Source organism: Occallatibacter savannae, from assembly GCF_003131205.1.
GTDB lineage: Bacteria > Acidobacteriota > Terriglobia > Terriglobales > Acidobacteriaceae > Telmatobacter > Telmatobacter savannae.
The window spans coordinates 280864-303077 of the sequence record NZ_QFFY01000004.1 but is presented as its reverse complement, the minus strand read 5'-3'; the positions used below and the strand labels follow the sequence as shown (position 1 = coordinate 303077).

The window sequence follows — 22214 nt, the reverse complement described above, 5'->3', positions numbered from 1 at the left end:
CTGGGGCTGATTGCGAAGTTGTTTCCGAAGAACAGGCATAAGGCGAAACAGTGATCAGTGGTCAGTGATCAGGGAGTTCAGTTAGACAGATCACGACGGCAGGAACCGATTGCTGCGGATTGCAGTTCAACCATCAACCGAATTCAACCCCTGTTGAAAGGACAGGGATCGAATGAGACCAGAAATTCTCTTAATTGTGGGGCTGTGCGTATTAGCTGTTTTTGTTGCGATGGGGATCATGGCCAGGATGTACAGGAAGGCGGGCCCAAACGAGGCTCTGATTATCTACGGAGCTGGGGGAACGAAAGTAGTGAAAGGCCACGGGGCCATAATTCTGCCGATGGTGCAAAACTGCCGCGAGCTCTCCCTTGAGCTCATGAGTTTCGACGTGGCTCCGCAACAGGATCTCTACACGAAGCAAGGTGTTGCTGTGACGGTGGAAGCCGTGGCGCAGATCAAGGTACGAAGCGATCAGGTTTCGATTCTGACTGCTTCCGAGCAGTTCTTGACGAAGACTCCTCCGCAACGTGAGGGACTTATTCGGCTGGTGATGGAAGGCCATCTGCGCGGGATCATCGGCCAGTTGACGGTTGAGCAGATTGTGAAAGAGCCGGAGATGGTGGGCGAGCGGATGCGCGCGACGTGCGCTGAAGACATGAGCAAGATGGGGCTCGAGGTGATTTCGTTCACGATCAAGGAGGTTCGCGACAAGAACGAGTACATCGCCAACATGGGCAAACCAGATGTGGCGCGCATCAAGAGAGACGCGGAGATGGCGACAGCCGATGCGGAGCGCGATACGGCGATCAAGCGTGCGACTGCGTTGCGTGAATCTGCTGTTGCAAAGGCGATGGCTGACCAGGAGCGGGTGATTGCGGAGACGGCTTCGCAGGCGAAACAGGCTGAGGCCCAGAGAGATCTCGACATCAAGAAGGCGCAGTTTGCGGAGCAGAGCCGCAAGCAGCAGGCGCAGGCCGATAAGGCGTACGAGATCCAGACCAACGTCATGCAGCAGCAGGTGACCGCTGAGCAGGTGAAGGTGCAGCAGGTGGAGAAAGAAGGCCAGATCAAGGTTCAGGAAGCCGAGATCACGCGTCACGAAAAGGAGTTGATCGCAACGATTTTGAAAGAAGCGGAGATCAATCGTCAGCGGATTGAGACGCTCGCGATGGCTGAGAAGAACCGTCTGGCTGCTGAAGCGGAAGGCCGCGCTGCGGCGATCCGTACGCAGGGCGAGGCGGAGGCTTCGATCATCTTCCAGAAGGGAGAGGCGGAAGCGAAGGCGATGAACGTGAAGGCCGAAGCTTACCAGGAGTGGAACCAGGCCGCGGTTGTGGACAAGCTGCTCACGAACATGGCCGATGTTGTCCGTGCGATGAGCGAGCCGCTATCAAAGGTGGACAAGATCACGATCGTGTCCACGGGAGAAAACGGCGCCGCCGGGGTGAACAAGATTACCGGCGACATGACGAAGATCGCGGCGCAGGTTCCGGCGTTGTTCGAGGCGCTGAGCGGGATGGACATCAAGCAGTTGATGTCGAGTGTGCAGGCGATCAAGGACAAGCCGAAGACAAATGGTGATGCGGCACAACAACACTAAGCCGGGAGGTTCCGTCGTATCCCAGGTCTCAGAATCGAGACCTGGGGCACCCGAGAGTGGTTGGGTGAAGATCCCCGGTCCCCAAATGCGAGGGACCTGGGGGACCCGGTGATCGAAATGTGGGCGCGGTGGATCCCAGAGCGCAGGAGCGAGGCCTGGGGCACCCGGCGCGAGGTAGCGAGAGAGGGAGAGGAGTGAGATGAAGGTGAAGAAGATTGTGTTGTTGATGGCAGTGGCGTTCGCAGCCGTTCCGGTGAGTATGGGTGCGCAGGCGATTGCGGTGGGCGCGGACGGATCGATGCAGCAGGAGAAACCGGCGCCCGTGATAGCGCCGGAGAACCAGGCATCGCCGGAGCAGGTGGCGAAGCTGTTTGACGTGATGCGGATCAAGCAGCAGATGCAATCGATGAAGTCGATGGTTTCCGGCATGGTGCAGCAGCAGGTTCACTCGGCGATGAAACAGAGTGAGGCTGAGCTTCCGGCGGGATCGAATCTGACACCAGAGAAGCGCGAGAAGATGCAGCAGGTGATCAACAAATACGTATCGAAGTCGATGGATTTGTATCCCGCTGACGAGATGCTGGCGGACATGACCACGATCTACCAGAAGCATCTGAGCAAGGACGATGTGGAAGGGCTGATTGCGTTTTACGGTTCGCCGGCGGGACAGCATCTGCTGGATGCGCAGCCGGTGATCGCACAGGAGTACATGCCAATGGTGATGGGCAAGGTGGGCCAGAGAAGCCAGACCATGATGCGAGAGATGATGCGCGAGGTGGCGGAGGTGGCGCCGCAGACGAAACCAGCCGCAAAGCCCGCGGCAAAAGCGGGTCCGGCGAAGACAACGCCGAAGTAGTGCGAGTGAGATCGAGCAAGACAAAGATTCAGAGCGAGGAGGAGATATGTCGTTACTGGAAAGAGTGAGCACGCTGCTGAAAGCGAATCTGAATGACCTTGTCGAAAAGGCCGAGGATCCGGAGCGGATGTTGAAACAGGTTGTCCTTGATATGGAGAACCAGCTTATGCAGGTGAAGACGCAGGTGGCGATTGCGATTGCAGATCAGCATCTGCTGGAGAAGAAGAAGACGGAACACGAGCAGCAGGCCGCGGAGTGGCATCGCAAGGCAGAGCTTGCTGTGGAGAAGAGTCAGGATGACCTTGCGCGCGCTGCGCTGGAACGAGCGCTGAGCCAGGAACAGCTTGCGGTGGGCTTCAGTTCGCAAGCGGAAGACCAGAAGCACGAGGCTGACAATCTGCGCCAGGCTCTGCGCAAGCTGGAGCAGAAACTGGCCGAGACGCGCGCGCACTGCGAGATGCTGATTGCAGAGCATCGCAGAGCAAAGGTTGTAGGCCGAGCCGCGAAGGCGCAGCATGTGGTGGGCAACGAGCAGGAAAACACGATCGGACGCATGAAGAGCAAGGTGCATGTGACGGCTGCCGAGAATGCCGCAGCAACAGAAGTGCTGACGCCGGAGTCACTCGAGGACAGGTTCCGCGCACTGGAGAACGAAGACAAAATCGAGTTGATGCTGAAGGAACTTAAGAGCCGTAAAGGCGCGGCCTAGGTGACGAAAGTAGCAGGCGACGGCGCGGCGGGGATCAACTTTCTGCATCCATCCATGGCAAACTACGTCTAAATGCCAAGGAGATTACCTCCTTTGAGTTGACGCATCCGCCGCCGCGCGAGTGGCGGATGCACCCTCAGGTGTGTCTGTTCATCCTGGTCAAGATTGGGATGGACGGATGCGCCAATTTCCCCCGTGGGTGAATTGGATGCGCCATCATTTTGTCTTTGTTGCCGCGGTTCTATCCGCGTTTATTGTCGTCTCTGCCAAAGGGCAGGACCGGGTCACAGGGCCGGCAGATGCTGGTCAGGGTGTGGTGTCGACTTCGACGTTGAGTGCGGCAGATTCTGCTGCTCCCGATGCAAGTCCTGCTGAAGTGAATGGCACCGTGACAGACGCGAACGGAGATTTGATTCCGGGAGCGACGATCGTGCTGGAAGGGCCTGACGCGCCGTCTCATCACACGCAGACTGCGAACGACTCCGGATTTTTCCAGTTCGAAGGATTGAAGCCGGGCGGACCTTACCGCGTGACTGTGTCGGCCAATGGATTTCAGAGCTGGAGTTCTGATCCGATTACGCTGGCCTCAGGGCAGTTCTTCGGCGTGACGAATATCAAGTTGAAGTTTGACGCGGGTGTCTCGTCGGTCACGGTGTATTCGTCGACGGAACAGATTGCGACGCAGCAGGTGAGGCTGGAGGAACAGCAGCGCGTGCTGGGAGTGATTCCGAACTTCTATGTCGTGTATGACTCGGCACACGCGGTGCCTCTGACGACCAAGCTGAAGTTTCAGATGGCGTACAAAGCGGCGACCGACCCGATCAGCATTGTGGGCGCGGCCACGCTCGCTGGAATGAACCAGGCGGGCGATACGCCAAACTACCGGCAGGGCGCGATCGGATATGGCGAGAGATTCGGGCAGGCGTACGGCGATGGAGTAACGGACATCATGTTCGGCGGAGCGATTTTGCCTTCGCTGCTGCATCAAGATCCGAGGTACTTCTATCAGGGGACTGGGTCGACGAGGTCGCGACTGATGCATGCGCTCTCTGCTCCGTTCATTTGCCGCGGAGACAACGGCAAGAACGAAATCAACTTTTCGAGCATGGGCGGCGATTTGATTTCGGGCGCGATATCGAATGCGTACTATCCGGAGTCGAACCGCGGACCGAGCCTGGTGTTCACTGGATTCGCGCTGAGCACGGGCGAGCGCATGGTGAACACGGTGGTGCAGGAGTTCATTCTGAAGAAGCTGACGCCGGGTGCGAAGGGGCAGTTCTGAGAGAGAGACTTAGCTTTTAGCTTTTAGTTTTCCAGGCGCCGCCGCCGGGGGATTCGATGCGGATGCGTGTGCCGCGTTTGAGTTCGCGGGTGCATTTGCCGGGGAGATTTTCATCTTCGCCGCTCCTGACAATCAGAGTTTTTCCTTTTTCGCCGGGAGCGCCGCCGTTGAGTCCCCAGGGTGAGGTTGCGCGGCGATCGGCGAGGAGCGTGACCTGCGCGTCGCCGAGAAGTTCGATCTCGCGGATGAGGCCGTCGCCGCCGCGGTGCTTCCCTGCCCCACCGGAGTTGGGGCGAATGCCATAGCGGATCATGCGGAATGGATACGCGTACTCGAGCGCTTCAACGGGCGTGTTGAGTGAGTTGGTCATGTGTGCATGATGGCCGCTTGCGCCGGCAGATTGCGGAGAGGCACCGAGTCCGCCGGCGATGGTTTCATAGTAGGTGAAGGGCTGGCCGGATCTGGGATCGATGCCGCCGATGGTGAGGTTGTTCATGGTGCCGGAGCTTGCGGCGGGGATGCGATCGGGGATCGCCGGGGCCAGCGCGCGCATGAGGGTGTCGACGATGCGCTGCGAGGTTTCGACATTGCCTCCGGCTACTGCGGCGGGCGGACGCGCGTTAACGATGGAGCCTTCAGGCGCGAGTACGTTGACGGGACGCATCAGTGCCGCGGTTGCGATTGCCTCTGCGGGAAGCAGGCAGCGGAATACGTAGAAGACAGCGGACCATGTAATGGCGTAGACGGCGTTGATGGAGCCGGGAACCTGCGGGTCTGTGCCGGCGAAGTCGACTGTGGCGCGGCGGCGTTTGGGGTCGGTGGCGATTTTGACGCGGATCGCGATCGGGTCCGGTATGACTCCATCGTCATCGAGGAAATCTTCGGCAGACCACTCGCCGGCGGGAAGCGATGCGAGGACGTTCTGCATGAGGCGTTCAGAACCGGAGAGCATGGCGGCGACTGCTGCGACCAGACGCGGATGCGTGAAGCGGTCGACGAGTTCGAGCATGCGCGTCGCACCGATGCGGCATGCGCCCAGCTGCGCGGTGAGATCGCCTTCGCGCTCGCGTGGTGTGCGCACGTTGGCGAGGATGGTGGCGAGAAGCTGAGTGTCCATTTTGCCGGAGTTCATCAGCTTGACTGGCGGGATGCGGATGCCCTCCTGTGCGATTTCGCGGCACGGCCCCATGGAGCCGGGATACATGCCGCCGACGTCAGCGTGATGCGCGCGGTTGGCGACGTAGAAAGCTGCACGCCTGCGGCCGGGGATGAAGACCGGAGCGACCATGGTGATGTCGGGCAGGTGCGTTCCCCCGCGGTAAGGGTCGTTGAGCAGTGCGACGTCGCCGGGCATGAGGCGCAGATCGGCGAGCGCCGCGGCAACGGACATCGGCATGGAGCCGAGATGCACGGGCATGTCGTCGCCCATTGCGATGAGGTAGCCCTCTGCGGAAAAGATGGCGGACGAGTAGTCGCGGCGTTCTTTGATGTTCGGCGAGAAAGAGGTGCGGCGGAGGGCCGCGCCCATCTCGACTGCGACAGAGTGGAGCGCGTGGCCAATGACGGCGATTTCGGCGGGATCGAGTTGGCGGTTGGTTGTCATTGGCGGGACCTTGCATTCGGTGTGAGGATGAGATTGCTCTGTGCGTCGATTGAGGCTTCCCAGCCGGTCGGCAGATATGTGGTTGCGCTGAGTTCGGCGATGACCGCGGGACCGGTGAGACGATTGCCGGGCGCGAGCTGAGCGCGATCGTAGAGCGCGGCTTTGCGCCAGCGGCCGTTCTCGAAGATGCGATGAGTATTCCCACTCATCGCACGATGAGACTGTGCGATGAATGGGGCACAGCTCTCACTACCCTTCTTCGCTTGGGGAACATGCGGCTTTGGTGAGCGGGCGATGGCCTGGACGCGGAGGGTGACGATCTCGACGGATCGCGCGGCGTCGGAATAGCCGTAGGTCTGCTCGTGCAATTTGTGAAAACGAGAGAAGGCATCAGCTGACCAGTCGATGCGCAGTTCGTAGCCCTGGCCGTGGTAGCGGAGATCGGCAGAGCGCTTGAGGATCGGGCGGGCAGATTCAGATGCAAACGCCGCGCGGGCTTCGGCTTCGAGCGCGGGGAAGACTTCGCTTATTTGCGGCGAAGCAGGTGCGAGCATCACGGTGCGCGAGAACTCGCGGCGGAGATCGGCGTCTAGAATGCCGAGGGCAGAGAGCGCACCAGGCGCAGCGGGAATAAGAACGCGGCGGATGCCAAGCGATTCGGCGAGTGCGCAGGCGTGGAGCGGGCCGGCGCCGCCAAATGCAAGCAGGGTGAACGTGCGTGGATCAAAGCCGCGTTCGACAGAGACGCGTCGAAGTGCCGATTCCATGCGTGCATTGGCAACGCGGATGATTCCCTCCGCGAAGTGCTCGAGGCTGGCGAACGATCGATGCGGAATGGCGGAGAGCGCTTTATGCGCGCGAGCTTCGTCGAGGCGCATTGCTCCGCCGAGGAAGTAATCGGGATGCAGGCGGCCGAGGACGAGATTTGCATCTGTAACTGTGGCGCGTTCGCCGCGGCCGTAACATGCGGGCCCGGGATCTGCCCCTGCCGACTGCGGACCAGCGTGCAAAGCACCAGCCGAGTCCATCCATGCGAGCGAACCGCCGCCCGCACCGGCGGTGTGAATGTCGAGCATGGGGATGCTAACGGGGAGTCCCTCCACCTGGCCTTCACTGGTGGTGGGCGGTTCGCGGTTCGCATCGAGTAGGGCAACGTCGGTCGATGTGCCGCCCATGTCGAAGGTGAGGATGCGATCGATGCCTGCGATGCGCGCAACGCTGAGCGCGCCGATGACGCCGCCGGCGGGGCCGGAAAGTATTGTGCGGACGGGCTCGCGAGCGGCAGATGCGGCGGAGAGGATGCCGCCGGAGGACTGCATGATGCTGAGTGCAGCGCTGCGTTTCTCCAGGCCGCGTTCGAGAGCGCGGATGTAGCTCTGCATGCGCGGGGCAAGATAGGCATTGAGCGCGACGGTGGAGCCGCGTTCATATTCGCGAAACTCGGGGAGGATCTGGTGGGAGAGCGAGATGGGGAGGCGCAGGGACGCCAGTGCTTCCGCTACGGCTTGTTCGTGCGCGGAGTTTGCGAAGGAGAAGAGGAGAGAGACGGCGATTGATTCGGCTTCGCTGTCGTTGATCGCGCCACGCAGGTTAGCGAGTGCCGACTTCGATGGGGCGAGGAGGACGGAGCCGTCGGGAGCGATGCGTTCAGGGACTCCGAAGGTGAGGCTGGTGATGGGCGCGGGGCGGTGCTGGTTCCAGTCGTAGAGGTTGGGCCGGGCCTGACGCGCGATGGCGAGGGTGTCTTCAAAGCCGGCGGTGGTGACGAATGCGACGCGGGCGCCTTTGCGTTCGAGCAGCGCGTTGGTCGCTACGGTTGTGCCGTGGCGAACTTCGACGCGGCGGGCGGGCACGAGTTCGCAGACACGTCGAACAGCTTCGAGGATGGCGCGGCTGGGGTCGTCGGGGGTTGAGGGAAGCTTGAGAACCTCGATGCGGCCGCGGTTGCGGTAGACACAGTCGGTGAAGGTGCCGCCGGTGTCGATGGCGATGGAGAGGTGCGGGATCACTGGAGCCAACATAACAGGCTGAGTACTTGGGCAAAGTCTGTTCGTGTGGATGGGGCTCCCGTTTTCAAAGGCAAGGCCGTTCCGATTCCGCGAGGGGCTTTTTCGTCTCCCACCCTAACCGCCGACAGAAGGCGGTTAGAATGGGGCACCCACATGGTGGCGCTTCCTTCGCCACTGCGGTTTCCAATCACTCGGCTACCCAGCTGCCCCTTCGGGGCGTGGCTCCCCCCTGCAGCGATGATGTGTCAACGGTGACACAGGCGTGTTGCTGGGAACACGCGTTTCGCTCTTCGATCCCGAACTAACTCCATTGTTTTCAGAGCAGAACCGGTTGGCACGGGGGCTGCAATCTCCCTGTGCATTGAGAGATTAAGGGCCGGATGGGGGACGCGATGAAAGCGAACGGACTGTGCAAGTGGGCGGTGGCGGTAAGCGCGGCAATGCTGATGGGGATCAACGCGATGGGGCAGACAGCAACGACGGCGACGCAGGACACTCCGGCGCAGGTGAAGAGAACGATCGTGGTGAGCCTGGAGGATCGGAAGCTGGCGCTGGTGGAAGACGGCGCGATGAAGAAGGTTTACACGGTGGCGGTCGGCAAGCCGTCGAAGCCGAGCCCGGTGGGTACGTTCGCGATCCAGCGCCGCGTGAAGAATCCGGTTTACCAGCACGAGGGCAAGGTTGTTCAGCCGGGGCCGGGGAATCCGGTGGGGACGCGGTGGATGGGGCTGAGCGTGAAGGGCTACGGGATCCATGGAACGAACGAACCGAAGTCGATTGGCAAAGCCGCTTCGCATGGGTGCATCCGGATGGCGCGGAAGGATCTTGAAGAGTTCTACGAGATGGTGCGAGTGGGCGACACGGTGGAACTGATTGGCCAGCGGAACGAAGAGACGGCGCAGTTGTTCGGCGAACAGAAGCCTGCAGCGGCTGAACAGCCAGTGGTGGTGGCGAGCGCTGCTGCCGCGGCGGAGACCGATACGAATGCGGTTGCGGCGGTCGCCGCAGAGAACTGAGGAGACGCGGCGATGAGTGTGCTGGCGGATGCGATGAGCGGGATGGGAGCAGCGCTGTTGCCGGTGGCGGCCGCGCTGCTGTTTGAGGAGTTGACGTTTGGCGGGCTGGTCCGGCTGCTGCTTGCTCCACGGCCGGGATCCAGGAGAGACGGGGCGGCCCACAAAGGACGCGGACGGAAAGAGCACAGAAACCACCCCACCAACCAGGGACCGGTTTGCGGGGATTCCGGAGATCTGAAGATCCGGGCGATAGGGGGCGGACAATGATTGCGCTGAAGACGATGTTGATGATTGCGGGCGTGCTGTTGATGACGGTGGCGGCGGGGATTCCGCTGCATGGGTTGTGGATGCAGATTCGCTACGTGATGAAGAAGAAGTCGCGCGGCGAAGGAATGCTGACGGACGGCGGCACGGCGGAACCTGAGCCCGCGCCGATTGCATGGAGAGTGCCGGCGGCGCTGGCGTTGGTGGCGTGCGTACCGATGCTGATGGCGGGGAGCATGGTGGTGGTGCCGAGCGGGATGGGCGGCGTGCGCGTGAGCCAGATTGGAGGGACGGAGCCGGGAACCCTGTACCCAGGGCTGCACTTCGTGACTCCTATGATCGAGAGCGTGCAGATGTTCGACCTGCGCGATCATCTCTTCACGGCCGGCGTTGCGGATGCAGGCAAGCCCGGTACGAAGAACAATCTGATGGTGCAATCGCGCGAGGGACTGAACATCGGGCTGGCGGTGACCGTCCGTTATCGCCTCGATCCGAACAAGCTGGCGAGCGTGCAGGCGCATCTGCCGCAGCCAGCAGATCAGCAGCTGGTGCCGCCGGTGGTTGCGAGTGCGTGGAGGGAGCTGGCGCCGGGGTACACGGTGCGCGAGATCTTTTCGAGCAAGGGCGAAGAGGTGCGCAACAAGGCTGCGGGGATGATCACGAAGAAGCTGTCGACAGATGGAATCGTAGTGGAAGAGGTGATGCTGTCGGACATTCAGCTGCCGGAGCAGTACGCGAAGGGACTTGAGGGCTTGCTGCTGAAGGAACAGCAGGACGATCAGATGACAGTGGATACCGACATCCAGCAGAAGCAGGTGCGGATCGCGGAACTGCAGGCTGAAGCAGAAGCGAAACAGAAAGCGAAGCAGGCTGAGGGCAACGCGCAGGCACGGGTGATCGAGGCGAAGGGCGAGTCGGACGCGATGCAATACACGCTGCCGCTGAAGCAAAAGCAGATTGAGCAGACGAAGCTCGAAGCGGAAGCGCGCAAGGAAGCGACGATCCAGAATGCGCAGGCCGAGGCCGAGGCCAAAGTGATCGACAGCAAGGCTGAGCTGCAGCGTCGCAACTTGCTGGCGGATGCGGAGGCGAGCCGGATCAAGCTGATTGCGCAAGCGAATGCGGAGCGGATGACGAGCGAGGCATCGCTGCTGAACAAATCGCCGCTGCTGATCAACAAGATCGTGGCGGAGAGGCTGTCGGACAAGATTCAGGTGGTGATGGTGCCGTCGGACGGGAAGTTCTTCTTCGCGAATGACGTGTTCAAGAACATGGCGAACGCGCCGGTGGTGAAACAGGAGATGGAATCGGAGAGCGATACGGAACCGAAGGCGGGACATTGAGGCCAGGGGTGGGTGCGGCTCGGGAGGTGCGGCAGGGACTGCGCATCTCTCGGGCCGTGTTGTTTGTCGGACCGCGTTACCGGTGGCGGCGGCGGGGTTTTGCAGGCACGGAACTGAAGCTCCGCAGACGATATAATCCGCGCAAGAACAAGCGAGAAGCGATGAGGGCAATGAAGCTGGTCGGGGCAGTGTCGCTGGTGGTGTGCTGGATCTCCGGGCTCGCGGCGTGTACTGCGCAAACGGCGCCGATCTCGTCGCAATGGGCGCAGCCGGCTGCGGAGCTCGCGGGGCAGATCGCAGATCTTCTTGGGCCGGGACAGGCGCAGCTGACGGTGCGCAGCCTGTCCACGATTCCCGCAGGTGAAGTGCCGGGTATTCGCAAGCTGCTCGAACAGGATCTGAAGACGCGCGGCGTTGTTGTCGGCGGCCCAGAGAGCGCCAACGCGATTCGGGTGACGCTGAGCGAGAATGCGCGGGAGCGGCTGTGGGTTGCGGAGACTGTGGAAGGCGACCGGACGCGGATCGCGATGGTCCACGTTGCAGCAGGTGAAGCGGCGGCAGCGACGCATGGGTCGAGCGAGCGGGTGGTGTTGCGCAAGGAAAAGATTGGCGGAATTGCGGGCAGGCCCGGGGCTGGCGGCAAAGATGTTGCTGTGCTTGCCGCTGCCGAGATCAACGGACACTTTGTGGTGATGTTTGCAGATCGCATTTCGGTGTACTCATCTGCTGCCGGGGGCTGGACAGAGTCGAACACATTTGCGATGAATCCGAAGATGTCGCGCGATCCGCGCGGGGTGATCGTGCCGGCTGCGGATGGGGGGTCGTTTGCGGCTTACACAGCGGGCACGCAGTGCAGCGGCAGCTATTCCCTGCCACTGAACGGCGGAACACAGGAGAGCGGATGGACCGTGCGGTGCCGCGTGAGCGACGATCCGTGGCCGGTGTACCAGAGTGCGGACGCGAGCAGCGGGCCGGCGCTGAAGGCCTTCTACAACACGGCGCGCGATTTCTTCACGGGGGTGGTGACGCCGAACATCGGTGTGGATCTGCCGGTCTTCTATGCGGCGGGAATGATTCCACGTGCGGCCGGTGGGGCGGCGGTTTTGCTGATGGGCGTCGATGGCAAACTGCAGATCGTGGAGAACGGCGCACTGAGAACTGTATCGGGCGCGAGGGATTGGGGCAGCGATTTTGCGGCGGTGCGGTCGGGATGCGGGGCGGGAACACAGGTGATTGCATCCGGTTCGCGCGAGGCGGTGAGCGATACGCTGAGGGCGTTTGCGATTCCGGCGCTGGAGGCGATACCGGAGAGCAACACGCTGCAGATGGACGGAACGGTGACTGCGCTGTGGACGGCGCAGGATGGAAAGAGCGCGATGACCGTTGTGCGCAACGGTGCGGGTGAATACGAGGTGGACCGTGTTTCGGCGACTTGCAATTAGCCTGCTGCTGGCTGGAGCGGCGCTGGATGCGGGTGCGCGCACGCGTCCGCATTATGGCGGGACTCTGCATGTTGAGATCGCGGGAGATCCGTGGGAGCGGCCGACCGGAGTTGCGCGGCGGCTTGTCTACGATGGGCTGACGCAGTTTGATGCGGGCGGGGCCTTGTCGCCGGCGCTGGCTGTCGGATGGGAGCAGGACAACAACTTTCATCGCTGGCAATTTCGGCTGAGGCTGGGAGTGCGGTTTCACGATGGGACTGCGCTTACAAGTGCGGTGGTTGCCGCTTCGCTGGCGACGTCGTGCGGCTCGGCTTGCCCATGGGATGCGGTGAAGGCTGTTGGACCGCTGGTCATTTTCACCAGCGATAACCCCATGCCGAATCTGCCGGCTTTGCTGGCGAGCGATCAGTTTCTGATTGCGCTGACAGGGACGGGAAACGGCGGGACCGCGGCTGGAACGGGACCGTTCCAAGTGACGGGCTTCAATAATGGTGTGCTCTCGCTCGCGGCGAACGAGAATTGCTGGTTGGGGAGGCCGTTTGCGGATGCGATCGAGATACGCGTGCGTCGTCCGGTGCGGGATCAGTGGCTCGATCTGGGCTCGGGACACGCGGATGTGGTAGAGGTTCCGGCGGAGCAGTTGCGGCAGGCGCAGCAGCAAAGGCTGTCGGTGATCTCTTCTCCTCCGATCACGCTGGTCGCGCTCGAACTGGGCGATGCCGGCGCGCTGGCGAATACAAACTTGCGAGCGGCGATTGCAGCTGCTGTCGATCGAAGCGCGCTCTACAACGTCATCTTCCAGAAGCAGGGCGAGGTAACGGCGAGCCTTCTTCCGCAAAGGATGAGCGGGTACTCTTTCCTGTTTCCGACCGAGCGGGATCTGAACAAGGCACAGGCGCTGCGCGGAGGTCTTGCGGCCGGCACGCTCACGATGAGCGCGGACGGCGATGCGGCCATGCAGCTGGCTGCGCAGCGCATTGCGCTGAATCTTCGCGAGTCTGGCATCAATGTGCAGATGGTGCCGGCAGGCGTGCGCCATGCTGACCTGATGCTGCGAAGATTCACGATCAGCGGGAACGATCCGGCAGCGGCGCTGGAAAGAATCTTGTGGGATGCAGGACAGCTTGCTGCTGTGAGCGAGCAATCTTCGGCTGATCTCTACAAGCGCGAGCGGACGATTCTTGAGAACTACAGGATCATCCCGCTGGTCGATCTGCCTCTGGGATATGCGAGCGGGCCTCGGGTGAGAGATCTGCGTTTGCGCGCAGACGGGTCGCTCGATCTGGCCGGCGCCTCGCTGGAGGACGTGCGGTGAGCCTTCGGCAGAAGCTTCTGTTGCTCTTTTCGCTGACCGTGGCGGCGGCGGTGGCGGCGGTGGCGTGGACTGTGCTCCTGCGCATCCGGCAAGTCTTCGAACAGCGCGACCGGGATGAGACGGCGCTGTTCGTCAACCAGTTTCAGCGTGAGTTTCAACACAGGTCGGCGGATGTGGCTGCGGCAATCGACCGCATCGCGGGCCAGGAGCGCGTGCGGAACATGGCGTTCGAGCTGGTGCAGTCGGGAGATGCGGCGCCGTTCCTGAGCGAAGCGCAGACGCTGGCGCAAGATGCGCGGCTGGATTTTCTGGAGGTCGTAGGGCCGGATGGGAACATCGTCAGTTCAGCGCAATGGCCGGCGAGGTTTGGCTATCCGGAGCCCGCGGTTCGGGAGGCGACGCGCAATGCATTTTTGAAACGCGAGGAGTTGGCGGATGGAAGCACGGCGCTGGGACTCTTTGCTGTCCAGACCGTCCGCGGGTCAGAGCCGGCAGTGAAGCTGATCGGCGGTGTGCGCATGGATCAGGCTTTCCTTGCAGATCTTCCGGTCGTTCCCGGCATGCAGGTCGGCTTGTATACCGAGACGAACAGTTCGGGAGGCGACGCGCAGGACGGGGGCACATTCGCAGAGAAGCACTTTGTTGGGCCGGAGGGCACGATGCCGGGCGGCGCCAAATATGCAGGGTTGATCAAGGCGGCGCGGGGGAGTGGGCACGACGCAAGCGGCATCCTCTACATGACGCCGGACCGCGCGGACAGCGTTGCCGCAACAGCCATTCCGTTGAAGAATTCAGCAGGAGGGGTGCTGGCTGTGCTGACGGTTGCGATTTCGCGCGGCGGCCTGGTGGCCGAGCAGCAGCAGGTGAAGGCCACTGCGTATGGCGTGGCGGCAGGGGGAATTCTGCTCGCGATCATCTTCAGTCTGTGGATAGCCGCGCGCGTTTCGCGACCGGTGGAAGAGCTTGCCCGCGCCGCGGAGGAAGTTGCCGGCGGAAGCTGGGACGCGCGCGTGCCTGTGCGCGGGCGCGACGAGGTGAGCGTACTGGCGCGCAGCTTCAATCACATGACGGAACAGCTTGAGAATCAGCGCGAGAGGCTGGTGCAGAGCGAGCGCGTGGCCGCGTGGCGCGAGCTGGCGCGGAGACTCGCACACGAGTTAAAGAACCCGCTGTTTCCGCTGCAGCTGACGGTGGAGAATCTGGCGCGGGCACGCCTACTGCCTCCCGCAGAATTCGATGAGGTTTTCAACGAAAGCACGCAGACGCTGAGCATGGAGATCGGAAATCTGAAGAAGATCATCGGACGGTTCAGCGACTTCAGCAAGATGCCAAAGCCGGAGCTGGAGCGCATCGATGCAAAAGACGCAATCGCACGGGTGCGCAATCTCTACGCAGCGGCGGCGGAAGACGGACCTAGGATTGAAGTGGTCACCAAGCTCGAGAACGCCGCGATGCCGCTAATGGCCGACCCGGAGCTTTTGCATCGGGCGCTGTCGAACCTGGTGCTGAATGCAAAGGACGCCATGCCGGAGGGTGGAACCGTCACAATCAGCGCCCGGAACGCCGGGAGCAATGTCGAGATCCGTGTTTCAGATACGGGACAGGGGATGACTCCGGAGGAGTGCGAGCGACTGTTCACCCCCTACTACACGACCAAGCAGCATGGTACCGGGCTGGGGCTCGCGATTGTGCAGAGCGTGGTGGCCGATCACGCAGGTACCATATCGGTGGAGAGCCGGGAGGGACAGGGCGCGACGTTTGTGATTTCGCTTCCGAGGGCTAAAGGATGAGCGCGAAGATTCTGATCGTTGACGATGAGGCGAACACGCTCGCTTCCCTTTCGCGTGCATTCCGGCTCGCCGGACATGAGGCGGTGGTGTGCGACAACGCCGCGCGCGCGCTCGAACTGGCGCAGGCGCAGCCGTTCGACCTGATTCTGAGCGATGTGGTGATGCCGAAGCGCGATGGGCTTGCGCTGCTTGAGGACCTGAAGACGGCTGAAGTCGCGGCACCCGTGGTGATGATGAGCGGGCAGGCGCACATTGAGATGGCGGTGCGAGCAACACGGCTGGGCGCGCTGGATTTTCTGGAGAAGCCGCTCTCGACGGAAAAGCTGCTGGTGACGCTTGACAACGCAATGAAGCTGACGCGACTGGAGGCGGAGAATCGCGATCTGCGCACGCGCGTTGGCAAGCACACGATGGTGTGGACGGGCGAAACGATGCGGCGCGTGATGGCACAGATCGAACGTGTTGCGGCGAGCGAAACGCGGGTCTGCATCTACGGCGAGACCGGCACCGGAAAGGAGCTGGTCGCGCGAACACTGCACGAGAAAAGCCAGAGAGCAGGTGGGCCGTTTGTTACGTTGAACTGCGCGGCGGTGCCGGCTGAGCTGATTGAGAGCGAGCTGTTCGGTCATGAAAAGGGCTCGTTCACGGGCGCGGCCCAGCGGCACAACGGCAAATTTGAGCAGGCGCATCGCGGCACGCTTTTTCTGGACGAGATCGGAGACATGCCGATTGCGATGCAGGCGAAGCTGCTGCGCGTTCTGGAAGAGGGAGAAGTGGAGCGGATCGGCGCGGACAAGCCCACCAAGGTGGATGTGCGCGTTGTGGTGGCGACGCATCGCGATCTGGAACAGCTTGTCGAAAGCAGCGGCTTCCGCCGCGATCTCTATCACCGTGTGGTTGTTTTTCCGCTGACACTGCCGCCGCTGCGGGACCGCTGCGAAGATCTGCCGGCGCTTGTGTCTCACTTTGCTCGCCAGGTGAGCGCGCAAAACGGATGGAAGCCCGTTCCCTTCAGCAACGCGGCAATCGACGCACTGAAGGCGTATTCCTGGCCGGGGAACATCCGAGAATTGCGGAACGTGGTGGAGCGCCTTCTGCTGCTGGCTGACTCGCAAGTAGAAGCAGAGGATGTGCAAATGGCCCTGCCCGTGAGCAAAAGGGCGGAGAAGGTGCAGCCGTCTGTGAGCACGGATGTCCCGCTGGCAGAGCGCGTGCTGGCCTTTGAGCGGCAAACTGTGCTGGCGGAACTGCTGCGCCACGGCCGGCATGTAACGCAAACCGCAAAAGCGCTGGGCCTGGAACGCAGCCATCTCTACAAGAAGTGCCAGCAGCTGGGAATCGACCTGCAGAACCTGCCGGAACGCGAATAGAAAAGCCCTGTTTCCGACCCGAACCTCTGCCATCCGGTGCGCATCTAAGCTGACGTGTTTGTCTGCCTCATGGCCGTTTCGGTGCCAACCGGCTTCGCCATCCTGGGTGTTGTGGCGCTTCTGCTGGTTGCGTCGTCCCTTCTGGGAGGGCTCGTCGGTCCTACGCCGAAGTACAAGCTTGCCGACCGCGACGGCATCCCACCCAATGATTCAGACCGATTTCTTCAGGTGCTCGAGGCTTTGACCGATGCGCAGGTGAATCGAACCGGCTCGCTGGAAGTTCTGACAAACGGACCATCGTTCTACCCGGCGATGCTCGAGGCGATCAGGGGAGCGAAGCAGAGCGTCAATATTGAGGCGTACATCTTTCAGAAGGGTAAGATCGCGGATCAATATGTTTCGGCTCTGGCCGAGCGAGCGCGAGCTGGAGTCAAAGTCAATCTCGTCATCGATGCGATTGGAAGCGCTGGGACGACGAACCGCTATCTGGCCCCGATCCTCGAAGCGGGCGGCAAGGTTGGCTGGTACAACGGGCTGAGCTGGCACCGGTTGATGCATCTGGACAATCGAACGCATCGGGAGCTGACGATCGTCGACGGACGGATTGGATTTATTGGCGGGGCCGGCATTGCGGACCAATGGTACACGGGGACGAAGGGACACCCGCGCTGGCGCGACTCGTACGTGCGCATTGAAGGTGAGGCTGTGTGCAACCTGCAAGCCACGTTTGCGGAGAACTGGCTGGCAACGTCAGGCGAGCTGCTGGCGGGCGATGCGTATTTTCCGAGCGTGCATAACGAGCACCCACTGGTAGCGATGGTGGTGAACAGCACACCGACGGTGGGCGGGGGCACGCGAGCAAGAATCCTGTTCCAGCTTCTGGTTGCGTCCGCGCGTCACAGGATCTCGATCACAACGCCCTATTTTTTGCCGGACAAGAGCCTGATGGAAGAGTTGTGCAGGGCGGTGAAACGCGGACTGCAGGTTCGGATTCTCGTACCGGGCCTGAAGAGCGATCATATGGTTACGAGGAGCACCAGCCGCGCGGGATACGGCGAGCTGTTAAAGGCCGGCGCGGAGGTATACGAGTATCAGCCTTCAATGATTCACGCCAAGGTACTGTGCATCGATGATCTGTGGGTTGTTGTGGGCTCGACGAACTTCGATAATCGTTCTTTTGGGATCAATGACGAAGTGAACCTGGCAATTCGGGACGCGAACGTTGCAATGCGATTTGAAAACGACATGGCCTTCGATCTGGAGCAGAGCCGGCGCGTGACTCTTGATGAATGGAACCACAGGCCGGTGACGGAACGGGCGACAGAACTGATGGGGTTGGTAATCCAGAGACAACAATGAGCAAACCTTCGGTTCGGTTTCGGGTAGCTTCGTACAACACGCACAAGTGCCGCGGAATTCACGGGGCGATCTCGGCCGATCGCGTGATCCGCGTAATCGCTGAGCTCGATATGGACATCCTGTGCCTGCAGGAGATCGTCGATGCGCCGGGCGGAACGGGCAAATTTGACCAAGCTAACCAAATTGCGGCGGCATTTCCGAAGCTGCACATGGCATTCGGCAAGACACGGCCGCTGCACGGAGGGCGCTACGGCAACATGCTGCTATCGCGCTTCCCCATCGTAGAAGCGCACACCCATGAGTTGCCGAAGGCGCGGCGCGAGGAGCGCGGCGTGCTGCACTGCGTGATCGAGGTGGGTGACGGCCTGAGGGTGAACATCTTCAATGTGCATTTCGGGACGGGCTATATGGAGCGCAGGATGCAGATTGACGCGCTCATCGGTGACGAGATTCTGGCTAAGCCGGATCTGAGCGGCCCGCGTATCGTGATCGGCGACTTCAATGAGTGGACGCGCGGGAGAACGACCAAAGTCCTGCAAAGAAGTTTTCTAAGCCATCGCCCCCGTCCGCCATTTCGATTCGAGCGGACCTATCCGGGTGTGCTGCCTTTGCTCAGTCTGGATCACTGCTACTATGAAGAGCCCTTAAAGCTGGAACACACGACGGTATGGCGCAGCCGCAGAGCCCTAGTGGCGTCGGACCATTTGCCGCTACTCGCGGATTTCAGCCTGGAAGAGAATGCAGCTGTTGCGTAGCTACTTCACGCGCGGAACGCCGTGGCCCCAGGTATCGGACGGTGCGAGTTCGCGGCTCATGGGTGGTTCGTTCATGTCTCGTCGGTTGCTGTTGAAGACGGTGTCGCCCTGCGCGATGAGGTAGTCGGCTGTTCGTGCCGCGAGCGCCTGGATTGTCAGACCGGGATTTGCCGACCCTTGTGTGGGGAGAATCGAACCATCGCACACGAAGAGGTTGGCAATGTCGTGCGTGCGGCCGAACTTGTCTACAACTGAAGTGCGCGGGTCCTTGCCCATACGAGCTGCTCCGACGAGATGCGCATAGCGGGCTTCCTGAATGACCTCTGTGGCACCTGCGGCCTGCATCACTTCCATGGTTTTGTTCTTTGCAGCTTTGATGAGCCTGTGATCGTTGTCGTGCAGGTTGAAAGAGATGTGCGGTGCGCGGATGCCGAACTGGTCGCGTTCTTCTGAGAGGGTGACGCGATTGTCGGCCCAGGGTAGGATTTCGCCGAGCAGGCCGAAGCTGGCCCAGTGGTTGTAGTCCATCATCTCGCGGCGCAGACCCCATCCCCACGCGCGCTTGGCAGAGACCATCTGCTTGCCAAAAGCGATGGGCAGCGGGCCGACAGTCTGAATTGCGAAGCCGCGGGCGAAATCGTTGCGCGGATCGGTCTCATAGAACTCCTCGGTGAGAGCGTGCGCGGGCGGCGCTTTGTACATGCGCACCGGTTGATCGAAGCGGCCAAGCACGACGTTGCCTGCCTGGGCCATGAGGTAGCGGCCCACGGTGTCACTGGAGTTGGCAAGTCCGTTCTCATGACCGGGGCATGCGGAGTTGAGCAGCAGGCGCGGAGTTTCGATTGCATATCCGGCGACGATGACAGCTTTTGCACGCTGGAACCATGAGGCGCCGTCACGATCGAAATAGTGAACACCGGTGACGCGGCCGTCTCTACCGAGCTCGATGCGATGCGCCATAGAATACTCGCGCACTTCTCCACCGTTTGCAATGGCATCGGGAACGTGCGTAACCAGTGTGCTTGCCTTGGCGCCGACTTTGCAGCCCTGAATGCAGAAGCCGCGATAGATGCAATGGGGGCGGTCTGCGCGCGAGCCGGAGAGAATCGCTACGGGGCCGCCGATCGAAACGGGGATTCCCAGCGCGGTGCAGCCTTTGATCAGTGCGTTGCCGACTCCGCCCATTGGGTGCGGGCCGTAGGGGTAGCCGTGCGGGTGTCCCCAAGGAAAGTAGGCGGGGCCTGCGACGGGCATTTCAAGTTCGAGCTGCTCATAGTAGGGGCGCAGGGTTTCGTAGGAGAAGGGCCAGTCGGCGCCGAGACCGTCGCGTGTGTAGACCTCGAAGTCAGAAGGATGAAAACGCGGCGTGAATGCGGCCCAATGCACGGAGCCGCCACCAACGCCTTTGCCGCTGTTGTTTGCTCCGAAGGCGAGAGGATCGGTGCCGCCCGTGATTCGAAGGTCCTCCCAGTAGAGCTTGTGGGAGCCGGATTCGTCGCTGACCCAGTCGCGCTCTGTATCCCAGAAGGGTCCGGCTTCGAGTGCGACCACTTTGAAGCCTGCACGGGCGAGGCGCTGCAGCAGTACGCCGCCGCCGGAGCCGCAACCAACGATGAGGTAGTCGATCTCCTCGGTGTCGCGGTAGCGGCGCATGGGAAAGTCGATGTGCTGGAGCGGGCCAAGCATGTGATGGCCATTGCCTGACGAGTTGAAAGAACCGAGCAGAGGCGTTTTCACTGGCTCTCATCCGGGAGGAATTCGTTCTGGCGCGATTCCGTGTGGAGGTGGTGGGTGGATTCAGTGGAGTCGGAGACGGAGTAGCGCGGCGCGTCCCAGTCATAGCGCTGCTCTTCCACTTCCCACGGCTCCGGCTCGCCGCGTTCAAGACGGGTGTAGGCGCGCGGATAAGCAGGGCCGCCGAAGCCGATTTCATCCCACGCCCACGGATGCGCATAGTAAGCCTCGATAGCGTCTTGCATGAGCAGCAGCCAGAAGCGGCCGATGGACATCTGCTTCCAGATGGCTTTTGCGGCGGAAGGTTTTCCGTCGTGGATGGCTTGCAGAACAATGTCCTGCTGCAGATGCGGAAGATCGATGAAGTGGGCGTTGAATCGCGATTGGGATTCTTCGTTGATGGCGATCTCTGCGAGACGATAGGCTTCGCGGTCAGGCGGCATCTTCTCATAGCGATAGCCGACGCCGCGCTTGTTGTGGAGACGCTCGTCAAGACGCTCGACGAGCGGAATGCGGCGCTCGGGAATTCGGTCGGACTGAGGCAGAACGTGCTCGAAGACAACGCGCCAGAAGAGGGCGGACTCGGCGCTGAAGTGACGAATGCGCGGAACGTTGTTGACGCGGTCGTTGATCAGATCGCGGGTAGCTTTGTCCCAGAAGGCTTGCTGTGAAAGGTTGCTGTAGCCGGGATAGTAGCCGGGCTGCTCCGAGGGCAGGATGGCTTCGCCACTGCCGGCTTTGCAAGGCAGAAGCGATGGATCGATGTCGAGCGGAAGACGGCGGGAAGATTTTGGCTTTTTGGTCATGGGCGTCTCCTGCGGAGAAGGCTCGCCAGAATGCCGAGCATTCCTGCGGCGCCGAATAGAAGCGGAGCGAAGATTGGCGGGCCATAGATGATGTTGTAGATGAGATGTTTGGTCCCACCCGGACGCCGAAGCACACCGCGCGCATGATAGTAGAAGCCGATGGCGGAGTCGGCAGCGGCGACGGCGGAGATTGCCGGTAGAGCGGTCGTAGCAATGCGGCGGCTCCGGATCGCCGCGAAAGATGCGGCCGCCAGCAGCGGTGCGATCGCGATTGGTGTCCACTGCACTGCGTAGCGGAAGTTGTTTTTATAGTGCGAGTAGTAGGCCTCGAACCCGCTGAGTAGCGCGCTGATGCCGGTGATGATGGCGACCTGCCGCTGAAATGCGCCTTCGCGAATGTCCTGCTCTTCCGAGAGCAGCTCGCGCCCTTCGCGCGGAGGCAGCAGGCGAGCAAGCCAAGTGTCGTCACCGCTTCGGTCTCCTCGTTCGATGTCGTTGGCGTCTTCTCGCTGCAGGTAGGAGGCGATGAGTCCGAGGTAGGCGCTGGTTCCGAAGAGAAGCGGTGCGAAGATGGGCGGCCCCATGATCATGTTGGTCATGGGGAGGCGCCAGCCGCCGGGTTTGCGCTGAATTCCACGAACGTGAAAGTAGAATCCGACGCCGGCATCGACGAGCGTGACGGCCGCAGCAAGCCGCAGCACCGTGCGTGCGGCACGCCGGCTGAAGAATGCCGCGACACCTGCGGCGGCGAGCACGCCGCTAAGAATAACCGGCGTGTACATGACGCGCCGGCTGTAGCTGCCGCGGTAGTGCTCGTAGGCGACCTCAAGGCCGCTGAAGATGCTGGTTGCGGCGGTGAGGAGCGCGAGCGATCGCTGGAACCTGCCTTCCCGTATACGATTCTCCAGCGACTTGAGCTCGTTTACGGGATGGAGAATCTGCGGTATCGAGTCGGTCATCG

18 protein-coding genes are annotated in these 22214 nt (G+C 61.5%); 13 read left to right on the top strand and 5 right to left on the bottom strand.

Features of this window, described 5'->3' with window-relative positions:
* Nucleotides 1-172: 172 nt before the first annotated feature.
* From DHV10_RS16255 to DHV10_RS16240, 4 genes are all read left to right on the top strand, one after another.
* On the top strand, nucleotides 173-1600 hold the full coding sequence (locus tag DHV10_RS16255; protein WP_109487431.1) for a flotillin family protein: 1428 nt from the start codon (nucleotides 173-175) through the stop codon (nucleotides 1598-1600).
* A 199-nt stretch (nucleotides 1601-1799) separates the two neighbouring features.
* Complete coding sequence (locus DHV10_RS16250) at nucleotides 1800-2456, top strand: DUF2059 domain-containing protein (RefSeq protein ID WP_109487430.1); 657 nt, start codon at nucleotides 1800-1802, stop codon at nucleotides 2454-2456.
* Between the two features lie 46 nt (nucleotides 2457-2502).
* Nucleotides 2503-3165, top strand: coding sequence for a PspA/IM30 family protein (locus DHV10_RS16245; protein WP_109487429.1), 663 nt, complete (start codon nucleotides 2503-2505; stop codon nucleotides 3163-3165).
* A 178-nt stretch (nucleotides 3166-3343) separates the two neighbouring features.
* Nucleotides 3344-4447 carry a carboxypeptidase-like regulatory domain-containing protein gene (locus DHV10_RS16240; RefSeq protein ID WP_109487428.1) on the top strand — a complete coding sequence of 368 codons (1104 nt, stop codon included), beginning with the start codon at nucleotides 3344-3346 and terminating at the stop codon, nucleotides 4445-4447.
* 16 nt (nucleotides 4448-4463) lie between these two features.
* Here the strand turns inward: DHV10_RS16240 and DHV10_RS16235 are convergent, their stop codons facing one another.
* Together DHV10_RS16235 and DHV10_RS16230 are read right to left on the bottom strand one after the other, a co-directional pair.
* Nucleotides 4464-6050, bottom strand: coding sequence for a hydantoinase B/oxoprolinase family protein (locus DHV10_RS16235; protein WP_109487427.1), 1587 nt, complete (start codon nucleotides 6048-6050; stop codon nucleotides 4464-4466).
* Nucleotides 6047-8071 (bottom strand): hydantoinase/oxoprolinase family protein, encoded by a 2025-nt coding sequence (locus tag DHV10_RS16230; RefSeq protein WP_109487426.1) that lies wholly within the window; start codon nucleotides 8069-8071, stop codon nucleotides 6047-6049. The genes DHV10_RS16235 and DHV10_RS16230 overlap by 4 nt, the downstream gene beginning before the upstream one ends.
* Before the next feature lie 380 nt (nucleotides 8072-8451).
* Here DHV10_RS16230 and DHV10_RS16225 point away from each other — a divergent pair, with 380 nt between their 5' ends.
* From DHV10_RS16225 to DHV10_RS16185, 9 genes are all read left to right on the top strand, one after another.
* Nucleotides 8452-9075: a L,D-transpeptidase gene (locus tag DHV10_RS16225; protein ID WP_239461799.1), complete on the top strand. Its 624-nt coding sequence runs from the start codon at nucleotides 8452-8454 to the stop codon at nucleotides 9073-9075.
* A gap of 12 nt (nucleotides 9076-9087) precedes the next feature.
* A complete protein-coding gene (locus DHV10_RS16220; RefSeq protein WP_109487424.1) occupies nucleotides 9088-9342 on the top strand; it encodes a hypothetical protein in 255 nt (84 codons plus the stop codon).
* Nucleotides 9339-10682 (top strand): SPFH domain-containing protein, encoded by a 1344-nt coding sequence (locus DHV10_RS16215; RefSeq protein ID WP_109487423.1) that lies wholly within the window; start codon nucleotides 9339-9341, stop codon nucleotides 10680-10682. The genes DHV10_RS16220 and DHV10_RS16215 overlap by 4 nt, the downstream gene beginning before the upstream one ends.
* 170 nt (nucleotides 10683-10852) lie before the next feature.
* Nucleotides 10853-12124 (top strand): hypothetical protein, encoded by a 1272-nt coding sequence (locus DHV10_RS16210; RefSeq protein WP_162601594.1) that lies wholly within the window; start codon nucleotides 10853-10855, stop codon nucleotides 12122-12124.
* Nucleotides 12102-13439, top strand: coding sequence for an ABC transporter substrate-binding protein (locus DHV10_RS16205; RefSeq protein ID WP_162601593.1), 1338 nt, complete (start codon nucleotides 12102-12104; stop codon nucleotides 13437-13439). Before DHV10_RS16210 ends, DHV10_RS16205 begins: the two co-directional genes overlap by 23 nt.
* Complete coding sequence (locus tag DHV10_RS16200; RefSeq protein ID WP_109487420.1) at nucleotides 13436-15229, top strand: sensor histidine kinase; 1794 nt, start codon at nucleotides 13436-13438, stop codon at nucleotides 15227-15229. The genes DHV10_RS16205 and DHV10_RS16200 overlap by 4 nt, the downstream gene beginning before the upstream one ends.
* Nucleotides 15226-16599 carry a sigma-54-dependent transcriptional regulator gene (locus DHV10_RS16195; RefSeq protein WP_109487419.1) on the top strand — a complete coding sequence of 458 codons (1374 nt, stop codon included), beginning with the start codon at nucleotides 15226-15228 and terminating at the stop codon, nucleotides 16597-16599. The genes DHV10_RS16200 and DHV10_RS16195 overlap by 4 nt, the downstream gene beginning before the upstream one ends.
* A 54-nt stretch (nucleotides 16600-16653) precedes the next feature.
* On the top strand, nucleotides 16654-17958 hold the full coding sequence (locus DHV10_RS16190) for a phospholipase D-like domain-containing protein (protein WP_239461796.1): 1305 nt from the start codon (nucleotides 16654-16656) through the stop codon (nucleotides 17956-17958).
* Entirely contained in the window at nucleotides 17955-18713 is a 759-nt protein-coding gene (locus tag DHV10_RS16185; RefSeq protein WP_109487417.1) for an endonuclease/exonuclease/phosphatase family protein, read from the top strand. Before DHV10_RS16190 ends, DHV10_RS16185 begins: the two co-directional genes overlap by 4 nt.
* Here DHV10_RS16185 and DHV10_RS16180 read toward each other — a convergent pair whose 3' ends face one another.
* From DHV10_RS16180 to DHV10_RS16170, 3 genes are read right to left on the bottom strand one after another with little or no spacing between them, the layout of a single operon-like run.
* Nucleotides 18714-20450 carry a GMC family oxidoreductase gene (locus tag DHV10_RS16180; protein ID WP_239461795.1) on the bottom strand — a complete coding sequence of 579 codons (1737 nt, stop codon included), beginning with the start codon at nucleotides 20448-20450 and terminating at the stop codon, nucleotides 18714-18716.
* Nucleotides 20447-21253: a gluconate 2-dehydrogenase subunit 3 family protein gene (locus DHV10_RS16175; RefSeq protein ID WP_109487416.1), complete on the bottom strand. Its 807-nt coding sequence runs from the start codon at nucleotides 21251-21253 to the stop codon at nucleotides 20447-20449. The genes DHV10_RS16180 and DHV10_RS16175 overlap by 4 nt, the downstream gene beginning before the upstream one ends.
* Nucleotides 21250-22212 carry a hypothetical protein gene (locus DHV10_RS16170; RefSeq protein ID WP_239461792.1) on the bottom strand — a complete coding sequence of 321 codons (963 nt, stop codon included), beginning with the start codon at nucleotides 22210-22212 and terminating at the stop codon, nucleotides 21250-21252. The genes DHV10_RS16175 and DHV10_RS16170 overlap by 4 nt, the downstream gene beginning before the upstream one ends.
* Nucleotides 22213-22214 lie beyond the last annotated feature (2 nt).